The 19,096-nt window shown below is 70.1% G+C and carries 20 protein-coding genes and 2 pseudogenes; 10 read left to right on the top strand and 12 right to left on the bottom strand.

Annotated elements, in window-relative coordinates; all coding sequences use genetic code 11:
* The first annotated feature begins 2 nt into the window (after positions 1-2).
* A complete protein-coding gene (locus tag HUW46_RS35470) occupies positions 3-1,568 on the top strand; it encodes an FAD-dependent monooxygenase (RefSeq protein WP_215543087.1) in 1,566 nt (521 codons plus the stop codon).
* A gap of 64 nt (positions 1,569-1,632) precedes the next feature.
* Here HUW46_RS35470 and HUW46_RS49115 read toward each other — a convergent pair.
* A pseudogene (locus HUW46_RS49115) lies at positions 1,633-1,731 on the bottom strand (SEC-C metal-binding domain-containing protein); the annotation flags it as partial.
* A gap of 239 nt (positions 1,732-1,970) precedes the next feature.
* Here HUW46_RS49115 and HUW46_RS35460 point away from each other — a divergent pair.
* The 3 genes from HUW46_RS35460 to HUW46_RS35450 all read left to right on the top strand — a co-directional run bounded on the left by HUW46_RS35460 (position 1,971) and on the right by HUW46_RS35450 (position 5,260).
* Positions 1,971-3,842: a coagulation factor 5/8 type domain-containing protein gene (locus tag HUW46_RS35460; protein WP_442860874.1), complete on the top strand. Its 1,872-nt coding sequence runs from the start codon at positions 1,971-1,973 to the stop codon at positions 3,840-3,842.
* Between the two features lie 189 nt (positions 3,843-4,031).
* On the top strand, positions 4,032-4,490 hold the full coding sequence (locus HUW46_RS35455) for a hypothetical protein (protein WP_215543086.1): 459 nt from the start codon (positions 4,032-4,034) through the stop codon (positions 4,488-4,490).
* 128 nt (positions 4,491-4,618) lie between these two features.
* Complete coding sequence (locus HUW46_RS35450; RefSeq protein WP_215543085.1) at positions 4,619-5,260, top strand: O-methyltransferase; 642 nt, start codon at positions 4,619-4,621, stop codon at positions 5,258-5,260.
* A gap of 54 nt (positions 5,261-5,314) precedes the next feature.
* On the opposite strand, the gene HUW46_RS35445 is transcribed toward HUW46_RS35450, so the two are convergent.
* From HUW46_RS35445 to HUW46_RS35430, 4 genes are read right to left on the bottom strand one after another with little or no spacing between them, the layout of a single operon-like run.
* Entirely contained in the window at positions 5,315-5,764 is a 450-nt protein-coding gene (locus tag HUW46_RS35445; protein ID WP_215543084.1) for a VOC family protein, read from the bottom strand.
* A gap of 40 nt (positions 5,765-5,804) precedes the next feature.
* Positions 5,805-6,173, bottom strand: a complete 369-nt coding sequence (locus tag HUW46_RS35440; protein WP_331477169.1) for a VOC family protein — start codon at positions 6,171-6,173, stop codon at positions 5,805-5,807.
* 31 nt (positions 6,174-6,204) lie between these two features.
* Entirely contained in the window at positions 6,205-7,401 is a 1,197-nt protein-coding gene (locus tag HUW46_RS35435) for a class I SAM-dependent RNA methyltransferase (RefSeq protein WP_215543082.1), read from the bottom strand.
* Entirely contained in the window at positions 7,398-9,458 is a 2,061-nt protein-coding gene (locus tag HUW46_RS35430) for an APC family permease (protein ID WP_215543081.1), read from the bottom strand. Before HUW46_RS35430 ends, HUW46_RS35435 begins: the two co-directional genes overlap by 4 nt.
* 101 nt (positions 9,459-9,559) lie before the next feature.
* Between HUW46_RS35430 and HUW46_RS35425 the strand changes: the two are divergent.
* Positions 9,560-10,228, top strand: a pseudogene (locus tag HUW46_RS35425) (potassium channel family protein); the annotation flags it as partial.
* The gene (locus tag HUW46_RS35420; protein ID WP_215543079.1) at positions 10,228-10,884 is read left to right on the top strand and encodes a potassium channel family protein; all 657 of its coding nucleotides are present in this window, start codon (positions 10,228-10,230) and stop codon (positions 10,882-10,884) included. The pseudogene HUW46_RS35425 and the gene HUW46_RS35420, both read left to right, overlap by 1 nt.
* A gap of 136 nt (positions 10,885-11,020) precedes the next feature.
* Here the strand turns inward: HUW46_RS35420 and HUW46_RS35415 are convergent, their stop codons facing one another.
* Positions 11,021-11,758 (bottom strand): DUF3159 domain-containing protein, encoded by a 738-nt coding sequence (locus tag HUW46_RS35415; RefSeq protein ID WP_442860873.1) that lies wholly within the window; start codon positions 11,756-11,758, stop codon positions 11,021-11,023.
* Positions 11,759-11,803: 45 nt separating this feature from the next.
* Positions 11,804-12,181, bottom strand: a complete 378-nt coding sequence (locus tag HUW46_RS35410; protein WP_215543077.1) for an OB-fold nucleic acid binding domain-containing protein — start codon at positions 12,179-12,181, stop codon at positions 11,804-11,806.
* A 104-nt stretch (positions 12,182-12,285) separates the two neighbouring features.
* Here HUW46_RS35410 and HUW46_RS35405 point away from each other — a divergent pair, with 104 nt between their 5' ends.
* Entirely contained in the window at positions 12,286-13,005 is a 720-nt protein-coding gene (locus tag HUW46_RS35405; protein WP_215550309.1) for an alpha/beta hydrolase, read from the top strand.
* Here HUW46_RS35405 and HUW46_RS35400 read toward each other — a convergent pair.
* The 3 genes from HUW46_RS35400 to dut are packed head-to-tail and all read right to left on the bottom strand — an operon-like array spanning position 12,984 to position 14,819.
* On the bottom strand, positions 12,984-13,616 hold the full coding sequence (locus tag HUW46_RS35400; protein WP_215543076.1) for a LysE family translocator: 633 nt from the start codon (positions 13,614-13,616) through the stop codon (positions 12,984-12,986). The genes HUW46_RS35405 and HUW46_RS35400 overlap by 22 nt on opposite strands.
* Positions 13,617-13,656: 40 nt before the next feature.
* Positions 13,657-14,331 carry a DUF3710 domain-containing protein gene (locus HUW46_RS35395; protein ID WP_215543075.1) on the bottom strand — a complete coding sequence of 225 codons (675 nt, stop codon included), beginning with the start codon at positions 14,329-14,331 and terminating at the stop codon, positions 13,657-13,659.
* Positions 14,331-14,819, bottom strand: a complete 489-nt coding sequence (gene dut / locus HUW46_RS35390; RefSeq protein ID WP_215543074.1) for a dUTP diphosphatase — start codon at positions 14,817-14,819, stop codon at positions 14,331-14,333. The genes HUW46_RS35395 and dut overlap by 1 nt, the downstream gene beginning before the upstream one ends.
* 24 nt (positions 14,820-14,843) lie before the next feature.
* Between dut and HUW46_RS35385 the strand changes: the two genes are divergently transcribed.
* A complete protein-coding gene (locus HUW46_RS35385; protein ID WP_215543073.1) occupies positions 14,844-15,404 on the top strand; it encodes a DUF3093 domain-containing protein in 561 nt (186 codons plus the stop codon).
* 104 nt (positions 15,405-15,508) lie between these two features.
* Here HUW46_RS35385 and HUW46_RS35380 read toward each other — a convergent pair whose 3' ends face one another.
* Positions 15,509-15,817, bottom strand: coding sequence for a DUF4193 domain-containing protein (locus HUW46_RS35380; RefSeq protein ID WP_005164528.1), 309 nt, complete (start codon positions 15,815-15,817; stop codon positions 15,509-15,511).
* 420 nt (positions 15,818-16,237) lie between these two features.
* Between HUW46_RS35380 and cei the strand changes: the two genes are divergently transcribed.
* Positions 16,238-16,921 (top strand): envelope integrity protein Cei, encoded by a 684-nt coding sequence (cei, locus tag HUW46_RS35375; protein ID WP_215543072.1) that lies wholly within the window; start codon positions 16,238-16,240, stop codon positions 16,919-16,921.
* Positions 16,922-17,238: 317 nt separating this feature from the next.
* Here the strand turns inward: cei and HUW46_RS35370 are convergent, their stop codons facing one another.
* Positions 17,239-18,084: an inositol monophosphatase family protein gene (locus HUW46_RS35370; protein ID WP_215543071.1), complete on the bottom strand. Its 846-nt coding sequence runs from the start codon at positions 18,082-18,084 to the stop codon at positions 17,239-17,241.
* 135 nt (positions 18,085-18,219) lie between these two features.
* On the opposite strand from HUW46_RS35370, the gene ppgK reads away from it, so the two are divergent.
* Positions 18,220-18,981 (top strand): polyphosphate--glucose phosphotransferase, encoded by a 762-nt coding sequence (ppgK, locus tag HUW46_RS35365; protein ID WP_215543070.1) that lies wholly within the window; start codon positions 18,220-18,222, stop codon positions 18,979-18,981.
* Positions 18,982-19,096 lie beyond the last annotated feature (115 nt).

Genomic DNA, 19,096 nt, shown 5'->3' with positions numbered 1-19,096 from the left:
TCATGTCCGAGGAACGCGTTCCCGTCCTGGTCGTCGGCGGCGGGGTCGCCGGGCTCACCGCGGCCCTGCTGCTGCGACGGCACGGCGTGCCGACGCTGCTGGCCGAGAAGCATCGCGACACTTCGCCGCAGCCGAAAGCCAGGCGGTTCAACCCGCGCAGCACCGAGATCTACCGCTCGCTCGGGCTCACCGAGGAGATCGCGCTGGCGAGCGCGGAACTGGCCGGGTTCAACGGCATGGTCAGCGGGAGCACGCTCGTCGACGCGCGGTGGCCCGAGCTGACACCGGATCTCGGTGCCAAGGTCGCGATGCACCAGGAGATGCTCAGCCTCAGCCCCGGGCAGAGCATCCTGTGCCCGCAGGACGTGCTCGAACCCGTGCTGCGCGCGGCCGCCGAACGCGACGGCGCGGACGTCCGCTTCGGCACCGAGCTTCGCGCGCTGCGGCAAGACGGCGACAGGGTCACCGCGACGCTGGCGAGCGACGCGGGGACGATCACCGTCACCGCCGACTACGTGATCGCGGCCGACGGTGCCCGCAGCCCGATCAGGGAGAGTCTCGGCATCGCCCGCGGCGGTATCGGACACCTCGCCGACAACCTCGACGTGTACTTCCGCGCGGATCTCACCGAGCTCGTCCGCGACAAGCCGTTCAACCTGTGCCAGATCGAAAACCCGGTTGCTTCCGGCGCGTTCGTCTCGATCAACGGCACCGACCGCTGGCTGTTCTCCACGAGCGACTTCCCCGTCGGCGACGGGCGCGCGCACGAACTGGGCGCCGACCGGTGGGCGGACATCCTCCGCACGGTGATCGGGGCGGGGGACATCGACGTCGAGATCATCAGCAGCATGCCGTGGGAGTCCGGGATGCACGTCGCGGAGTCCTTCGCCGCCGGGCGGGTGTTCCTCGCCGGCGACGCCGCGCACGCGATGCCGCCGATGGCCGCGGCGGGCGCCAACACCGCGATCGCCGACGTGCACAACCTGGCCTGGAAACTGGCCGCGGTGCTCGACGGTTCCGCCGGGCCGGACCTGCTCGAGACCTACCACGCCGAGCGCTACCCCGTCGGTTACGCCACAGCCGAGTTTTCCAGCCGCGTCGCTGGGCACGTCGGTGACATGATCAAGAGCTTCACCGACGGGAAGAGCGAGGCGGTGCACCCGGCGGCGGCGATGTTCGGCGCCCAGTACGACCAGGGCGCGTTCGTCCCCGACGACCGCGGCGCGCCGCCATCGGACCGCTACGCGCCGGAAGGCCGTCCCGGCACCCGCCTCCCCCACCGCTGGTTGGACCGCGACGGCACCCGAATGTCTACTTTGGACCTTCTTGGCACCGGGTTCACCCTGCTGGCCGGACCGGACGGGAAGCACTGGGAGGACGCGGCGCAGCGGACGGACATCGCCATCGCGCGCATCGACGAGTCCGGCTGGCTCGGCGACGTCGGCCTGAAGCCGGACGGCGCGCTGCTCGTGCGCCCCGACGCGATCATCGCCTGGCACTGCCCTACGGCGTGCGACGATCCGGCCGCCGAGCTTGCCGCCGCCCTGACGACCGTGCTGCGGAGGTGAGAGCGGGCTCGGCGTAGCCGGTTCCCTCGACGGGACACCGGCTACGCCGAGCGCGACACCTCAGTCACGGACGTAGTGGTGGCCGTTCACGCCGTCGTACCGGCCGCCCTCGCGGCAGCACCGGCGGAAACCTCCGCCCGGAACCGCACGGGCAGGGGTCGTTCCCGCCGAGCTTCTCGACGAGTTCCTTACCGGAGCCGACGGTCCGCTCACCGCGTTTGACTCTGGTCTCGCTAGAGGGAACCCCTTGCGGCGCTTGCTGGTCGGCTCAAAAGGACGCTTCGGCGTCGTAGTGCATGGCTGCCTCCTCGATCGGTCCGGCGCACCGTACCGGCGCCGTGCCCGTGGTCGCGAATGGTTATCGGCCCGACGAAGGTCGTCACCCGGACGGCGCAGCACCGGATGGATCATTGTCACCGGCGGACCACACCCGCGATACTTTGTTGCCAGTACCAACAAAAATGGCCGCGGTCGGGCTACAGTGCTTGTGCCAGCCGACAGGTCGTCGAGGAAGCGGGAGGCTCGCACCATTTCGTCCACCGAGCGAGCGAAGACCGCACCGCACTGTCCACTGCGGACAGCGGACCGGCCGAGTCGTCCGCGGTGAGCGCAGCCGACGTTCCCGGCAGCGCGCCGGGGTATCCCGACTTCGGGCCGAACGTGCTCGTGTTCGACCCGTCGATGCCCGCTTCCCGGATCCAGGAAAAGCTCGACACCGTCTTCGCGCGCCAGGAAAGCAACCAGTTCGGCGATGACCGGTTCGCGCTGCTGTTCAAGCCAGGAAGCTACGACGTGCACGCCGACGTCGGGTTCTACACCCAGATCGCCGGGCTGGGACTGCACCCGGACGACGTCACGATCAACGGCGCGGTGCGCGCCGAGGCCGGCTGGTTCGAGGGCAACGCGACCCAGAACTTCTGGCGCTCGGCGGAGAACCTCGCGGTGAACCCGGACGGCGGCACCGCGCAGTGGGCGGTCTCGCAGGCCGCGCCGTTCCGCCGCATGCACGTGCGAGGCTCGCTCCAGCTCGACGACGGCGGGTGGTCGAGCGGCGGTTACCTCGCCGACTCCGTTGTGGACGGTCAGATCAGGTCCGGCTCGCAGCAGCAGTGGATTTCGCGGAACGCGCACCTGGGGTGCTGGCGAGGAGCGAACTGGAACATGGTGTTCGTCGGCGCCGAGAACGCGCCGCCGACCAGCTTCCCCGACCCGCCCTTCACCACTGTGGACAGTGCGCCCGTGGTGCGGGAGAAGCCGTTCCTCCACGTCGATAGCGCGGGGGCGTACCACGTGTTCGTCCCGGCGCTGCGCCACGACGCGCGCGGCACGACGTGGTCTCGCGGCGACCAGCCGGGATCTTCGCTGCCGATCGACGAGTTCTTCATCGTGAAACCGGGTGAGTCGGCCTCGACGATCGAGACCGCGCTCGCCCAGGGGAAGAACCTGCTGTTCGCCCCCGGCGTCCACCACCTCGACCAGACGCTCGAAGTGGACCGTCCGGACACCGTGGTGCTCGGGCTCGGCCTCGCGACATTGGTTCCCGGCAACGGCATCACGGCGATGAGGGTCGCCGACGTCGACGGGGTGAAGGTGGCTGGCCTGCTGTTCGACGCCGGGCCGGTGAACTCCCCGGTGCTGCTGGAAGTCGGCCCGGCCGGCTCCGCGGCGTCGCACGCGGCGAACCCCGTGTCACTGCACGACGTGTACTTCCGGGTCGGCGGCGCCGGCGTCGGCAAGGCCACCACGAGCCTGGTGATCAACAGCTCGGACGTGCTCGGCGACCACCTGTGGATCTGGCGGGCCGATCACGGCGACGGCGTGGGCTGGGACACCAACACCGCGGACACCGGGCTCGTGGTGAACGGCGACGACGTGACCGCGTACGGCCTGTTCGTCGAGCACTACCAGAAGCACCAGACGATCTGGAACGGCAACGGCGGGCGGACCTACTTCTACCAGAACGAACTGCCCTACGACCCGCCCGACCAGGCGGCCTGGATGGACGGCGGGACGAAGGGGTACGCGGCCTACAAGGTCGGCGACGGCGTCACCAGCCACGAGGCGTGGGGGCTGGGCAGCTACTGCTACTTCAACGCCAACCCTGCCGTCGTCGCGGAACGGTCCTTCGAGGCGCCGGAGGCCCCCGGTATCCGGTTCCACGGCATGGTGACGGTGTCGCTCGGCGGGACCGGCACGATCAACCACGTGCTCAACGACCGCGGCGGACCGTCCGATCCCGGCACCAACGTCGCCAATCTGACCAGCTACCCGTGAGGCGTCCGGGACCGCCGACGGCCGGTGAAGAATGCGCCGACACGCTGACTGATGACGCCAACGGATAACCTCCTGGATTGCCGGGCAATCCTGCAGCAAACTGGTGGCAACCCCGTGCCCGCGCCGGCCACAGCCGGCGCCAGGCCGCACGGGCAGGGGAGTTCGGCGTCGGAGGGGATGGGGCTCGGGGTGAGCGGAAACGCGGTCGGTCGTCGCGCGGCGGCCGTCGTGGTACTCGTCGGTGTGGCCGTCGGCGGCCTGGCGTTCCTGTGGCCGCTGTCGGTGTGGACGCATCCGGCGCTCGCCGGCGACGCGCCGCGCGTGGTCGAGCGGTTCATGCGCGTGAACGAGGCGGCGTGGTTCGTCGTCGGCCTGGCCGCGGCGGCCGGGCCCGCCCTGCTCGCGCTGATGATCGGGCGCTGGCGGCTCACGGTGATCTCGGCCGTGCCCGGCGCGATCATCACGGTCTGGCTCGGGTGGTACCTCGTCTCCGGCCTCGGCGGCGCGGACGCCCTGTTCCCGCAGGGGACCGTCGAGCCGGGCCTGTGCGCGTGGGGCCTGCTGGCGGCCGGGCTGCTGATACTGGCCGGTGCGGCGGGCGAGTACGTCGCCCGCCGCCGGGAGCACCCGAACTTGTCACGGGGATGAGCCGCGCGTGGGCGTCGATCAGTAGCCCGGTCATACATAAATTGCCGCGCTGGAGTTGCCAGGCGCTTTGTAGTACTCCTTGACTCTCGTCCAGCGCCGATCGCGGTGAACACGATGATGGAGACGTCATGGAAACCGACGCCACCCAGGACATGAGCGCTATCGAAAAGCTCATGTGGGAAATTTACGAGTACGTCAAACAACGGCATGCTCCGGTCTACGAAGGCGGCGCGACCGCGGCCGAAGCGGTTTACCTGCAAGAGCTTGCCCGCAAGACGAACGCCGGGGTGGTCGCCGAGATCGGGTTCAACGTCGGATTCTCCGCGATAGCCTTTCTCGAAGGCCTTCCCGAGGTCAAAGTGGTCTCATTCGAGATCGACCGGCGACTTTCGGTGGAGCTCGCCAAGGAATTCATCGACGCGCGTTATCCGGGCCGCCACGAACTGATCGTGGGAAACTCGCTGGAGGCGGTGCCCGCCTATACCGGGGAACAGCCCGATCTCGTATTCGTCGACGGCGGGCACGACTACGAAGTGGCCTACGCCGACATCCAGAACAGCAGGAAGATCGCCAAACCGGGCGCGATCGTGGTGGTCGACGACCTGGTGCCGTGGCACCCGTGGGGCGTCGGCCCGCACGAGGCCTGGCACGAGGCGGTCAAACGCGGGCTGATCGAGCCGATCGAGTACGTCGTGGAGGGCGTGGTGGTCGACGAGATCAAGGAACCGGGTGACCGGGCGTGGGCCGCGGGCCGGTTCACCTCGGACTGAGCCGCCTGCGCCGGTCGAACGCCCCGCGCAGGTGGCGGGGCGTTCGGACGTCGGTCACCCCACGCAGAACTCGTTGCCCTCCGGGTCCCGCAGGACGACCGCGTAGTAGTCCATCCCGGGCCGATCGAGCACCTGGAACACGGTGGCACCGGCCGCGACCAGCCGCTCGACCTTCGCCGTCACCCGCGCGGTGCGCTCGGCGAGCGAGACCTCGCGCCCGCCACCGACTTCGAGGTCGAAGTGCATCCGGTTCTTGACCGTCTTCGGCTCCGGCACCTGCTGGAACCAGATCCGCGGCCCACGCCCCTCCGGGTCCACAATGGACTCCGGCGTGTCACCAGCGCCCTCGGGCAGTTCTTCCGGGGGCACGCCCATCTCCTGCCAGTAAGCACGCCACGTGGCATGCCCACCCGGCGGCGGCTGCGGGATGTAGTCCAACGCCTCCGCCCAGAACTCCACGAGCCGTACCGGATCCGCGCAGTCGATCGTCACTTTCGGAATCATGGCCGGAGCATCCCAGAGGGCACCGACAAAATCCGCGGCGTCATTTCACGCAGAACTCGTTGCCCTCGGGGTCCCGCAGGACGACCGAGTAGAAGTCCATCCCGGGCGGGTCGAGCACCTGCAGCACGGTGGCACCGGCGGCGACCAGCCGCTCGGCCTTCGCTATCACCCGCCGGGTGCGCTCGGCGAGCGGGACGCCCGGCCCGCCACCGACATCGGTGAGATCGAGGTGCATCCGGTTCTTGACCGTCTTCGGCTCCGGAACCTGCTGGAACCGGAGCCGCAGCCCACATCCCTCCGGATCCACAATGGACTCCGGCGTGTCACCGGCCTGGTAGTCCAGCGCCTCCCTCCAGAACTCCGCCAGCCGTACCGGATCCGCACAGTCGATCGTCAGGTTCGGCGTCATCATCGCAGCCTGGCAGGAGGCACCGACAAAATCACTGCAGCAGCGCCACGCACTCCACGTGGTGAGTCATCGGGAACGCGTCGAACGCGCGCAGCTCGGTGAGCCCGTAGCCGTGCCCGGCGAAGAACGCGAGGTCGCGTGCGAGCGCGGCCGGGTCGCAGGCCACGTACACGATCCGGTCCGGCTCGCCCGCCGCGATCGCGTCGACGACCTCGCGGCCCGCGCCCTTGCGCGGCGGGTCGAGCACCACCACGTCGACCGGTTTCTCGGCGCGCGCCACCACGTGCTCGACGCGTCCGCTCGACCACTTCACCTGCGGGAGATCGGCGAGGTTGGCTTCGCCATCGGCGACCGCGCGCCTGCCGGACTCGATCGCCCGCACCCGCCCGCCGGGGCCGACCTGCTCGGCCAGCACCGAGGCGAACAGCCCGACACCCGCGTACAGGTCCCACGCCACCCCGTCGCGCGGCGCGTCCGCCCATTCCCCGACAAGAGCGGCGAAGGTCTCGGCCGCCTCGGGATGGACCTGCCAGAACCCGTGCGCGTCGAGCCGCCACTCCCGCCCAGCGGCGCGCTGGACGGCCTCTCCCCCGCTGATCCGGTGCGATCGCGTCCGGCCGCGCCAGGTGTTCTGCTCGCGCACGTGGACTTCGCTGTCGGCGTCGCGGGTGACCTCGATTTCGCTGCCGGGGCGCCAGGTTTCGGACAGCACGCCGTCGAGCGCGCCGCGCACGGTGATCGGGCAGTCGTCGATCGGAACGACCCGGTGGCTGCGGTGCTCGCGCAGCCCCGCCCGCCCGTCGCGACCCGCGACCAGCCGCACCCGCGTGCGCCAGCCGAGCGGGCCGCCGGGCAGTTCCTCCACCAGCACCTTCCGCTCGATCCCGGCGAGCCGGTGCAACTGCTCTTCGACCACGGCCGCCTTCAGCTCGCGCTGCAGCGCCGGGTCCGCGTGCTGCCAGTCGCAGCCGCCGCAGCCGCCCGGCACCGCGACCGGGCACGGCGGTTCGACCCTGCCGCTGGAAGCCTCGTGCACGGTCACCGCGTCCGCGCGGCAGAACGAACCGCCCTTGTCCTCGGTGACCGTCGCGGTCACGCGTTCGCCGGGCAGCGCGTGCCGGACGAACACCACACGTCCGTCCACTCTGGACACGCAGTGCCCGCCGTGCGCGACGGCGCCGACCTCCAGCTCCAGTTCCCTGCCGAGCCAGCTGACCGCCTCGGTCATCCGGTCTTCTCCTTGTCCGGCTTCGGCGGCTCCGGTGGCTTCGGCTTCGCCGCCGTCGCGGGGCGCCCCGCGACGTAGAGGCCGCGGCGCACGTCACCGGCGGCGGGCCGGACCCTGCGGTTGCGCTCCTTCGCCTTCTCCGAGGAAGCGAGCTGCCACGGCACGCTCGTCACCATGACACCCGGCTGGAACAGCAGCCTTCCCTTGAGCCGCAACGCACTCTGGTTGTGCAGGATCTGCTCCCACCACCGGCCGACCACGTACTCCGGGATGAACACGGTGACCACGTCGCGCGGGTTCGCGCCGCGCACCCGCTTCACGTATTCCAGCACCGGCCTGGTGATTTCGCGGTAGGGCGACTCGATCACCTTGAGCGGCACGGAAAACTTGTGCCTGTCCCAGTCGGCGACCAGCGCGCGGGTGTCGGCGTCGTCGACGTTGACGGTGACCGCCTCGAGCACGTCGGGGCGGACCGCCTTGGCGTAGGCGAGCGCGCGCAACGTCGGACGGTGCAGTTTGGACACCAGCACGATCGCGTGGTTGCGCGAGGGCAGCACGGCAGGCGCCTGATCTGCCTCGGCGAGTTCGTCGGCGACCCGGTCGTAGTGCCTGCGGATCGCGGTCATCAGCAGGAAGATCGCCACCATGGCCGCGATCGCGATCCACGCGCCGAGCAGGAACTTCGTGATGAGCACGATCACCAGCACGGTCGCGGTCATGGTCAGCCCGATCGCGTTGACCGTCTGCGAGCGCCGCATCCGCCGCCGAACGCCCGCGTCGGTTTCCTTGGCCAGCAACCGGTTCCAGTGCCGGATCATGCCGGCCTGGCTCACCGTGAACGACACGAACACGCCGACGATGTAGAGCTGGATCAGCTTGGTGACCTCGGCGTCGAAGGCGAAGATCAGCACCAGCGCGAACGCGGCGAGGAACAGGATGCCGTTGGAGAAGGCGAGCCGGTCGCCCCTGGTGTGCAACTGGCGCGGGAGGTACCGGTCCTGCGCGAGGATCGAGCCGAGCACCGGGAACCCGTTGAACGCGGTGTTCGCCGCGAGCAGCAGGATGATCCCGGTGCTGAACGAGATGTAGTAGAACGCGGGCGGGAAGTCGGCGAACACCGCGTGCGCGATCTGCGCGACGATCGTCTTCTGCTCGTAGCCCGCCGGGGTGCCGGTCAGCTGGCGCGCCGGGTCCTCGGCGAACTTCACGTCGGTCGCGATCGCGAGCGTGATGATGCCGACCAGCATCGTCACCGCGAGCACGCCCATCAGCAGCAGCGTGGTCGCGGCGTTCTTCGACTTCGGCTTCTGGAACGCGGGCACGCCGTTGCTGATCGCCTCGACCCCGGTCAGCGCGGCGGCACCGGAGGAAAACGAGCGCAGGATGAGGAAGACGAACGCGAACCCGGCGAGCGACTGCTCCGCGTGCAGCTCGAAGCCCGCGCTCTCGGCCTTCATCTCGGTGCCGCGGAAGACCTCGAACAGGCCCCAGATGACCATGCCGAAGATGCCGATGATGAACCCGTAGGTCGGGATCGCGAAGGCCTTGCCCGATTCGCGGACGCCGCGCAGGTTCAACGCGGCCAGCAGCGCCACGATGGCCACCGCGAAGAGCACCTTGTGGTTGGCCACGAACGGGATGGCGGATCCGATGTTGGCCACACCGGACGAAGTGGACACGGCCACGGTCAGCACGTAGTCCACCAGCAGCGCGCTCGCCACCGTCAACCCGAACTTGCCGCCGAGGTTGGTACCCGCGACCTCGTAGTCGCCGCCACCGCTTGGATAGGCGTGCACGTTCTGCCGGTAGGAGGCGACCACCACCAGCATCACCAGCGCGACGGCCACGCCGATCCACGGCGCGTAGGCGTAGGCGGACAGCCCCGCCACGCTCAGCGTCAGGAAGATCTCCTCGGGGGCGTAGGCCACGCTGGACAGCGCGTCCGAGGCGAAGATGGGCAGTGCGATGCGCTTGGGGAGGAGCGTGTGCGCCAGCCGGTCACTGCGGAACGGGCGGCCGAGGACGAGCCTCTTCAGCGCGGTCGGGAACTTCGACACCGCCGAAGCGTAACGGCACACTCGACACGGTAGGTTCTCCGCTGGCGTGTCGCCTCGGAGAAGGCCTGCCGGATGCCTGAGGAACTGACAGAGGAGGCTCACCCGTGCACGTGGTGATCATGGGCTGCGGCCGGGTCGGCTCGTCGCTGGCCGCGGCGCTGGAGCGGCTCGGCCACGACGTCGCCGTCATCGACAAGAGCCAGCAGTCGTTCCGCAGACTCGGCAGCGACTTCCACGGCCAGCAGATCGTCGGCGTCGGGTTCGACCGGCAGGTGCTGATCGAGGCCGGGATCGAACGCGCCGGCGCGTTCGCCGCGGTGTCCAGCGGGGACAACTCGAACATCATCTCGGCGCGGGTGGCACGGGAGAACTTCGGCGTCGAGCACGTCGTGGCGAGGATCTACGACCACAAGCGCGCCGCGGTGTACGAGCGGCTGGGCATCCCGACCGTGGCGACCGTGCCGTGGACGACGGACCGCTTCCTGCGGACGCTGCTCCCCGACGGCCAGGCCGCCGCGTGGCGCGATCCGTCCGGCACGGTGGCGGTGCTGCCGCTTTCGCTGCACGAGGAGTGGCTCGGCCGCAGCGTCAGCGAGCTGCAGGACGCCACCGGCGCGCGGGTCGCGTTCATCATGCGCTTCGGCACCGGCGTGCTGCCGGACCGCAAGACCGTCCTACAGGCCGACGACACCGTGTACGTCGCCGCGCATTCGGGCACGGTCACCGAGGTCACGAGCGTCGCCCGCCACGCCCCCGAGGAGGAGAACTGATGCGGGTAGCGATAGCGGGCGCGGGCGCGGTCGGCAGGTCTATCGCCGCGGAGCTCATCGACGGCGGCCACCAGGTGATGCTGATCGAGCGCGAGTCGCACCAGTTCGAACCGGAGACGGTCGAGCAGGCGGACTGGGTGCTCGGCGACGCCTGCGAGGTGTCGACGCTGGAGGAGTCCGGCATCCAGCTGTGCGAGGTGGTGATCGCGGCGACCGGGGACGACAAGGTCAACCTCGTGGTGTCGCTGCTGGCGAAGACCGAGTTCGCGGTGCGCCGCGTGGTCGCGCGGGTGAACAACCCGGCCAACGAATGGCTGTTCACCGACGCGTGGGGCGTGGACGTCGCCGTGTCGACGCCGCGCATGCTGGCCGCGATGGTCGAGGAGGCGGTGAGCGTCGGCGACCTGGTGCGCCTGATGACGTTCCGGCAGGGCCAGGCGAACCTGGTCGAACTGACGTTGCCGCAGGAAACCCCGTTGGAGGGCAAGGCGGTCAGCGAAATCAACCTGCCCCGCGACGCGGCGCTCGTGACGATCCTGCGCGGTGACCGGGTAATCGTGCCGCAGCCGGACGACCCGCTCGAGCCGGGCGACGAACTGCTCTTCGTGGCGTCGGCCGATATCGAACCCGACATCAAATCCGCACTGGGCTACTGACTTCCCTCCCCCGCCAAGGGGATTTCCGCGCTGCCGTAGATGCCCCGAAGGTGGCTTTCGGGGCATCTACTTCCCCGAAAGCCCCTTTCGGGGCACTGCGGAATGGCTGCGCGCCGTCCAGCGTCGGGCGGGGAGGTCAGGCTTCGGTGGCGGGGGTTTGGCTGTATTTGGCGCGCAGGCGTTCTTCGATCTCGGCATCGGTTTCTTCACGCGGCGCGGATTCGCGGAGGGCCTTGAGCCGCTTGTCGGAGCGCCGCACGGCCCACACCACGACGAGCAGCGCCAGCGCGTACAACGGGTAGCCCATCGCGATCTTCGCGAACGCCAGCCAGCCCGTGTAGTCCTCGTTGTACAGCCAGCGCTGCACCACGAACCGCGCCGCGAACACCGCGGCCAGCGCCAGCGTCGCGATGTCGTAGCCGAGGCGGGACGGCTTGTCCTTGCGCCACTCGGTGCCGGTGCGGTTGAGGAGGTTCCAGACCACCCCCGCCAGCGGCCAGCGGGCGAGCACGGAGATCACCATGACCGCGCAGTAGGCGAGGCTCGTCCAGATGCCGAACAGGAAGAACCCCTTCGCCGACCCGGTGCGGTAGGCGATGAACGCGGCGATCGCGACCCCGAAGAAACCGGAGATGGCCGGCTGCAGTGGCTCCTTGCGCACCACGCGCAGCACGGTGATCGCCACCGCGCTGCCGACCGCGGCCCAGATCCCGACCGTGAGCCCCCAGAACGCGTTCGCGAGCACGAACACGATGACCGGCAACGAAGAGTAGAACAGGCCGGACACGCCGCCCATCTGCTCGAGCAGGGTCGGTTCCGGCTTCTCTTCGGTCTCGGCCCGCTCTGCCTGCTCGTCCTTGGCTGGTTCAGTCACGTGGTTCATGCCCTCGGCGGTCTGTGAATGCCGCCGTCACGGCACTCAGGAAGTGGTCTGCAGCTCGTAGTACGGGTTGTACAGCACCTTCTGGCCGTCGCGCTCCGCCATCCGGCCCCGCACCTTGATGGTACGGCCGGGTTCGATACCGGGGATCCGGCGCCGCCCCAGCCACACCAGTGTCACGCCCTCGGTGCCGTCGAACAACTCCGCCTGCAGCGTGGCGGCCTCGTTGGTCGGGCACAGCTCGACGCTGCGGAGTCTGCCCAGCACGGTCACTTCCTGGCCGGACCTGCAGTCGCAGGCGCGCTGCGCCCCGCCCGCCTCGGATTCCTTCGAGAGGTCATCGGCGTCGAGCTGCTCGACGTCGGTGGTCAGTTTGCGAACCAACCGGCTGAAGTAGCCGCCGTCTTTGGCGGGCATATGCGGTGCTCCTGTGCTCCGGGGCCCCCGACTGAAACGGCCCGTGCGTGATTAAGCGTAACCCTTCGACGGCAAGGGAAACCGACTTGGACGAAGATCGCAACGTGACCTTTGCTATCCCGGCCTCAGCGGCCGTCGTGCTCCCGGGAACCGGCTCCGACGAACTGTTCGCGGGAGCCGTTTTCGCAGGTCCACTGGCCGCCGTCGGCGTCAACGCGCAGTTGCCGCCGCCCCCGCCAGGCGACCGGCTGATCCCCGGCTACTTCGCCGCGCTCGACGCGGCCGCGGCGCGCGGGCCGATCCTCGTCGGCGGCATCTCGTTCGGGGCGCACCTCGCCGCGGAATGGGCGGTGGCGAACCGGGACCGCTGCGCCGGGGTGCTGGCCGCGCTGCCCGCTTGGCAAGGCGCGCCCGGTGACGCGCCCGCTTCGCTGGCTGCCCGCGCGTCGGCCGATCTGGTCCGCAGAACGGGCCTGGAAGCGACGCTGCGGGCTTCGACGGCAGGCGTGCCGCACTGGCTCGCCGACGAGCTCACGCGGGCGTGGCGGCGGCACGGGGACGATCTGGCGGACAGCCTGCTGGCCGCCGCCTGCCACTCGGCGCCCGCGCTGTCCGCGCTGGCGACGCTGGACGTGCCGGTCGGCATCGCCGCCTGCGTCGACGATCCCGTGCACCCTGCCGCGATCGCGCACGCGTGGGCGTCGGCGCTGCCGCGCGCGGTCGTCGTGGAAAGCACGCTCGCCGCGCTCGGCGAGGACCGCGAATCACTCGGCAGGGCCGCGGTGCTCGCCTTCCTGCGCGCTCAGTCCGCGACGGCGACGTAACCGCCGAGGCCGATCATGACCGCGCCGCTGGCGATCCGCTGGCGGACCCGCAGGCGCGGGTTGCCGGTCAGCTTCGCGCCGAGCTTGTCCGCGAACACGGCCACCACGAGGTCGACCCCGGTCGCCATGGTCACCGCGATCAACCCGAGCAGCATGAACACCAGCGGCGCCGGAACCGGGCCCTCGTGCACGAAATGCGGCAGCAGCGCCATGAAGTACAGCGCCGTCTTCGGGTTCAGCACCTCCGAAAGCGCGCCCTGCGCGAACGGCGACCGCGCCACCTTGCCCAGTGCGCCACCGTCGAGAGAAGGTGCGCCGTCGTCGTGCCTGCGCAGGATCGAATGCAGCCCCAGGTACACCAGGTAGGCGGCACCGGCGAACTTCACCACGGTGAACGCGACCGTCGACGTGGCGAGCAGCGCGGACAACCCCAGCGCCGCCGCCACGACGTGCGCCGAAGCGCCGAGCGAATTCCCCAGCACGGACTGCAGCCCTTCGCGGCGGCCACCGCGAAGGGTCCTGGCGAGCACGTACAGGATCCCCGGCCCCGGCGTCACCGCGAACAGCGTGGCGGTGCCGAGGAAGACGAGCCATTCGGCGGAAGTCGGCATGGTACGACCGTACCGTTCCGCTTTCCGGCTCCCTACGGGATTATTGCTGGGCCTGCTGGGCGGCGATGTGCTCGGCCACGGCGTCCGGGAGCGTGATCGTGAGCGGGGTGCGCACCGGCATCGGCGAATCCCCCCGGTCGACGATGGTGTGCCGCACGATCTCGCGCAGCACACCCGGTGCCGCGGCCGACTGCGACTGCGGGCCCGCGATGACCCCGCGCAGCATCCAGCGCGGGCCGTCCACCCCGACGAACCGCAGCGCGACCTCGCCGACGATCGCGGACAGCTCGGTGCCCCATTCGCCGCGGCCGCTGGCGACCTGCGCGCCGTCGTTCTTGAGCTGGTCGGCCAGTTCCTTCGCGACCTCGTTCCACAGCCCGCCCGACTTCGGCGCGGCGTAGGCGCTGACCGTGACCTGGCCCTGCTCGGTGACGACGTGCACCGCGCGCACCCCGCCACTGGACGGGTCCATTTCGACCTGCACCTGCGAGCCGTCGGGAACCGGCACCCGCACCGAGCCGAGGTCGATACGGGCGATCTCGTCCTCCGGCGCGTGCTCGAGGTCGTACGGCCCCTCGGCGCCATCGGGCAGATCTTCCGGCTCGTAGTCGCCGGAATCGTCGTAGTCGTCCTCGATCTCGTCAGGCTCGGGCGCGGCATGCCTGCCCCGGCGCTGCTCCGGCGCGGCGCTCTTCTTGCGTCCGAAAATCCCCACTAGCTCTCCGTTCCTTCCCCGTGCCCGACGGCAGTGCTCAGCGTCGCGTGTCCCCCGGTGGACCCGTAGCCACCCGCGCCGCGCTCCGAGGGGGCCAGCTCGTCGACCTCGACGAACCGGGCCTGCTCGACGCGCTGGACGATCAGCTGCGCGATCCGGTCGCCCCGCGAAAGCACCAGCGGCTCGCGCGGGTCGTGGTTGATCAAACAGACTTTGATCTCGCCGCGGTAGCCCGCGTCGATCGTCCCCGGCGTGTTGACCACCGAGAGGCCCGCCCTCGCGGCGAGACCGGACCTGGGGTGCACGAATCCGGCATACCCGTGCGGGAGCGCGATCGCCACTCCCGTGCCGACCACCACCCGTTCGCCGGGTTCGAGCACGACGTCGGCGGTGGTGACGAGATCGGCGCCGGCGTCGCCGTCGCGGGCGTACGCCGGGAGCGGTACGCCGGGATCTACCCGGCTGAGAGGGACCTGCACGATGGACACGGGCGGCGAGACTACCCTTCTGGTGTGGGTACGAGTGCAAGCAAGGCCGGTGAAGCCAATGAAGCCGGTGAAGCACAGCGGCGCGAAGTGAACGGCGAACCGCGCTACCGGGAGCGACTCTACGTCTCCTGGTGGGGCTGGCTGCTGCCGCTGCTCGGCTCGGTGCTGCTGGCGGCGGAGATCCCGATGGGCTTCCGTGCCGTCCCGGAGTGGCTGCCGTTCGCGGTACTGCCGGTGCTGGCCGTGCTGCTCATGCTCTCGCTCGGCCGGATGAAGCTGACCGTCACCGGTGGCGGTGAAACCGGGGACCCCGAGCTGCGGATCGGCGACGCGCACATCCCGCTCGCGTTCGTCGGCGAGGTCGAGGTGATCGCCAAGGACGACAAGCGCAGGGCGCTCGGCCCGGAATCGGACCCTGCCGCGTTCGTGGTGCACCGCGGCTGGATCGGGCCGCTCCTGCGGCTGCGGCTCACCGACCCCGCCGATCCCACGCCGTACTGGCTGATCAGCACGCGCAGGCCGGAGCGGCTCGCCGAACTGCTCCGCGGCCAGGCGCGGAACACGCCCGTGGACGACGAAGGGTGACCAGGCGCGTCGCCTGGTCACCCTCGCTGTCTCGTTCCGCCCGCGGGGCGTGACCACACCGCCACGCCCGTGACGAAGACCCCCGATCCGGCGCACCCGCTCCCTCAGGCGCAGTCGCGGCAGATCAGCCGTCCCCCGCTCTCCTCGGCCAGCCGGCTCCGGTGGTGCACCAGGAAACACACCGAGCAGGTGAACTCGTCGGCCTGCTTGGGCACCACCTTGACCGTCAGGTCCTCACCGGAGAGCCCGGAGAGATCGGCACCGGGGAGCTCGAAGTTCTCCGCGGTCGCGTCCTCGTCGACGTCCACGACGCCGGACTGGTTCTCGTTGCGCCTCGCCTTCAGCTCTTCCAACGAGTCTTCGGCCAGCTCGTCGGCTTCGCTGCGGCGCGGAGCGTCGTAGTCGGTCGCCATTGTCCCTCACCCCTGCGATCAGCTTGATGTCAAAACTGCTCCGGCCCCGCACACCTGCGCGAGTCCGTCGCGTGCGCTAGTAAACGATCCAGCGCCCCTGTTTGTGCCCGGCGTGGCAGTGAGCCAGATCTCTCTTGTGCATCGTGGTCTGTCACCTGCTCCAGCCGCCGGAGCCCGCAGAGGGTAGCTCACGAGTTACCCAGCTCGGCAACGTGTCAGTCCTGCCGCTCCACACGTCACCCATCAGGGGTAACGTACCCTGCGTGACGGGTTAGACCGATCGGGTTGCCGATTTGGAGCCGCAGGCAACGCGGACGCGGCTGTCGGCGTCTAGAGCGGTGTAACACCTAAGCTGATCAAAGACGAAGAAGCCGGTACCGGCTTCTTCGGGGGCTGTCGATCGGGGAAGGGACATCGCAGGTGGCGTCGGGGAAGGGTTTCGGGGACCGCACGGCACGGCCGTACCGCAGACGACGCCCGCTTCCGGCGCTCATCGTGATCGCGGTGCTGTGCCTCGGCGCGCTCGTCGTGTGGGTGAACGCGATCTCGGGCAAAGGCGGCGACATCGACTCCGCGATCCGCTGCGACCCGCCAGCGCAGCCGCCGCCGGGAGTCGCCTACACGCCGTTGAGCCACGACGCGCTCGACAGCACGGCCCCGGTCCCGCCGGACAAGGTCGCCGTCCGCGTGTTCAACGCCAGCAGCACGCGCGGCGCCGCCGCGCTCGCCAACGAAAGCATCGGCGCGCTCGGGTTCGAGCAGGCCGGCGCGCCGGACAACGATCCCGCCTACCCGCCCGGCCACGAGGCCAAGTGCCGCGGCCAGATCCGCTTCGGCGAGAACGGCGTCTCCGCCGCCCGCACGCTGAGCCTCGTCGCGCCGTGCGTGGAACTGGTGCGGGACAACCGGAAGGACGCGACCGTCGACCTGGCCGTCGGCAGCGCGTTCGGCCAGCTCCAGCCGAAGCCCGAGGCGAAGCAGGTGATCGACCAGCTCAAGGCGTTCAAGGCGCAGCAGCCCGCCGGCGGCGCCGAGCAGTCCGCCGGGCAGACCCCGAAGATCGACCAGGCACTGCTCGCCGCCGCGCGCAACGTCTCCTGCTGACTTCCCCCGCGGGAGGTAACCCGTTCGAGCGGGCTCGTCCCTCGCGACGCACGCGGGCCGAAAATGTCGGTGCACCGCGCTAACGTTGAAATCGGGGGATCCCCTGGGCGGACGAAAGGTCGAGTTCGTACAGCGCGGGGTCGTGAGCGAAGTCCCTGATGGCCACCTTCACCGCACTGAGTGCCCCAAACGCGGCCTTCGCACCAGCATTCTCTTCGGGAGCAGCCATGGCTGTATGCCGTGAAGGCCACCTTGACGGCGCTGAGTGCCCTCAAGGCGGCTTTCACGGCGACTCGACAGCACCAGCCCGAGCCGGTTCAGACGGTGGCGGCGCCGCAGTCCAGCAGGGCCGCGCGGAGCGGGCTCGCGATGCTGGGCGCGGCGGCGAACGTCGCGTCCTCGCCCAGTTCGGTATCCTCGCCCGGTACGCGCACGATGGCGCCCGCCTCGGCCGCGACGAGCGCGCCCGCCGCCCAGTCCCAGGTGTTGAGACCGTGTTCGAAGTAGGCGTCGGTCCAGCCCGCCGCGACGGCGCACAGGTCGAGCGACGCCGCACCCGTGCGCCGGATGTCGCGGACCCTGCCCAGCAGGTCCGCGGCGAACCCCGCCTGCCGGGTGCGCCGGTCCCGCCGGTAGGCGAACCCGGTCGACACGAGCGTGAGGTCGAGGCGCTCCGGCCCCGCCCCGATGCGCAGCGGCTCGCCGTCGAGCCAGGCGCCGAGCCCGCGCGCGGCCGTCCAGCGGCGCCCGCTGGCCGGTTCCACCACGGCACCGGCCACCGAGACGCCGTCGATCTGTGCGCCGATCGACACCGCGAACCACGGGAAGCCGTAGAGGAAGTTCACCGTGCCGTCGATCGGATCGACCACCCAGGTGACCTCACCCGGTTCCGCGACCGTGCCGCCGCCTTCCTCGCCGATGATCCGTTCGCCCGGCCGCTTCGCCGCGAGCAGTTCGCGGACGAGCCGTTCGGAGGCGTGGTCGGTCTCGGTCACCACGTCGGTGTCGGTCGACTTGGTGCCGACCTCCACCGCCCTGCCGCGCAACATGCCCCGCCACACCTCACCGACCAGGGCAGCCGCCTCGACGGCGATCGATTCGGCTGTCTCCGACAACGTTTTCGGCTCTGTCTCGTGAACTCCCACGACGACATGGGACCACATCCCGCTACAGTCTCGGGGACGCATTTCTGAATCGTGGGAGTTACGACTCCCCACCGACTCCGTCCGGGGCGCGCCCTGGACGGGATGATTGTCCGTGCCCGCACGCACGGCAGCATGAGGGAAGGGACGGCGCCAATGACGGCGAGCCGAGGTTTCGGAATCGACATCGGCGGCAGCGGGATCAAGGGCGCTCTGGTGGACCTGGAGCGGGGCAAGCTGATCGGCGACCGGCTGAGGATCGACACGCCGAAGCCCGCCACGCCCGAGGCCGTCGCCGAAGTCGTCGCCGAAGTGGTCGGCGGCTTCGACTGGGACGGCCCGGTCGGCGTGACCCTCCCCGCGGTGGTGAAGAAGGGCGTCGCGCACACCGCCGCCAACATCGACCCGAGCTGGATCGGCACGGACGCCGACGCGCTGTTCGCCAAGCAGCTCGGCCGCGACGTCAAGGACGTGGCCATGCTCAACGACGCCGACGCGGCGGGCATGGCGGAAATCCGCTTCGGCGATCCCCTCGCGCGCACCGGCGTCGTCGCGCTGCTGACCTTCGGCACCGGTATCGGCAGCGCGGTGTTCCACGACGGCAAGCTCGTGCCGAACACCGAGCTCGGGCACATCGAGGTCGACGGGCACGACGCGGAGAAGAAGGCCGCGGCGTCGGTCAAGGACCTCGAAGGGCTGTCGTACCCGGAGTGGGCGAAGCGCGTGCACCGGTACCTGACGGCGCTCGAGAACCTGATCTGGCCGGACCTGTTCATCGTCGGCGGCGGGGTCAGCAAGAAGGCGGAGAAGTGGGTGCCGCTGCTCGACATCCGCACCAAGGTGGTCGTCGCCTCGCTGCAGAACAACGCGGGCATCGTGGGCGCCGCGGCGGCCGCGGCCGAGGGCATCGAGCACTGATCGAGAACGCCGGCCGATCACCGATCGGGGGCGCGCGGCGCGCCCGGAGTGGCGATCGCTTCGCAACTCCCCGGCGTGCCGTCGTTACAATGGAACACGGCCCTTGGCTGCGGGG

The organism is Amycolatopsis sp. CA-230715 (genome assembly GCF_018736145.1).
GTDB lineage: Bacteria > Actinomycetota > Actinomycetes > Mycobacteriales > Pseudonocardiaceae > Amycolatopsis.
This window is presented reverse-complemented; position numbering and strand designations above follow the sequence as displayed.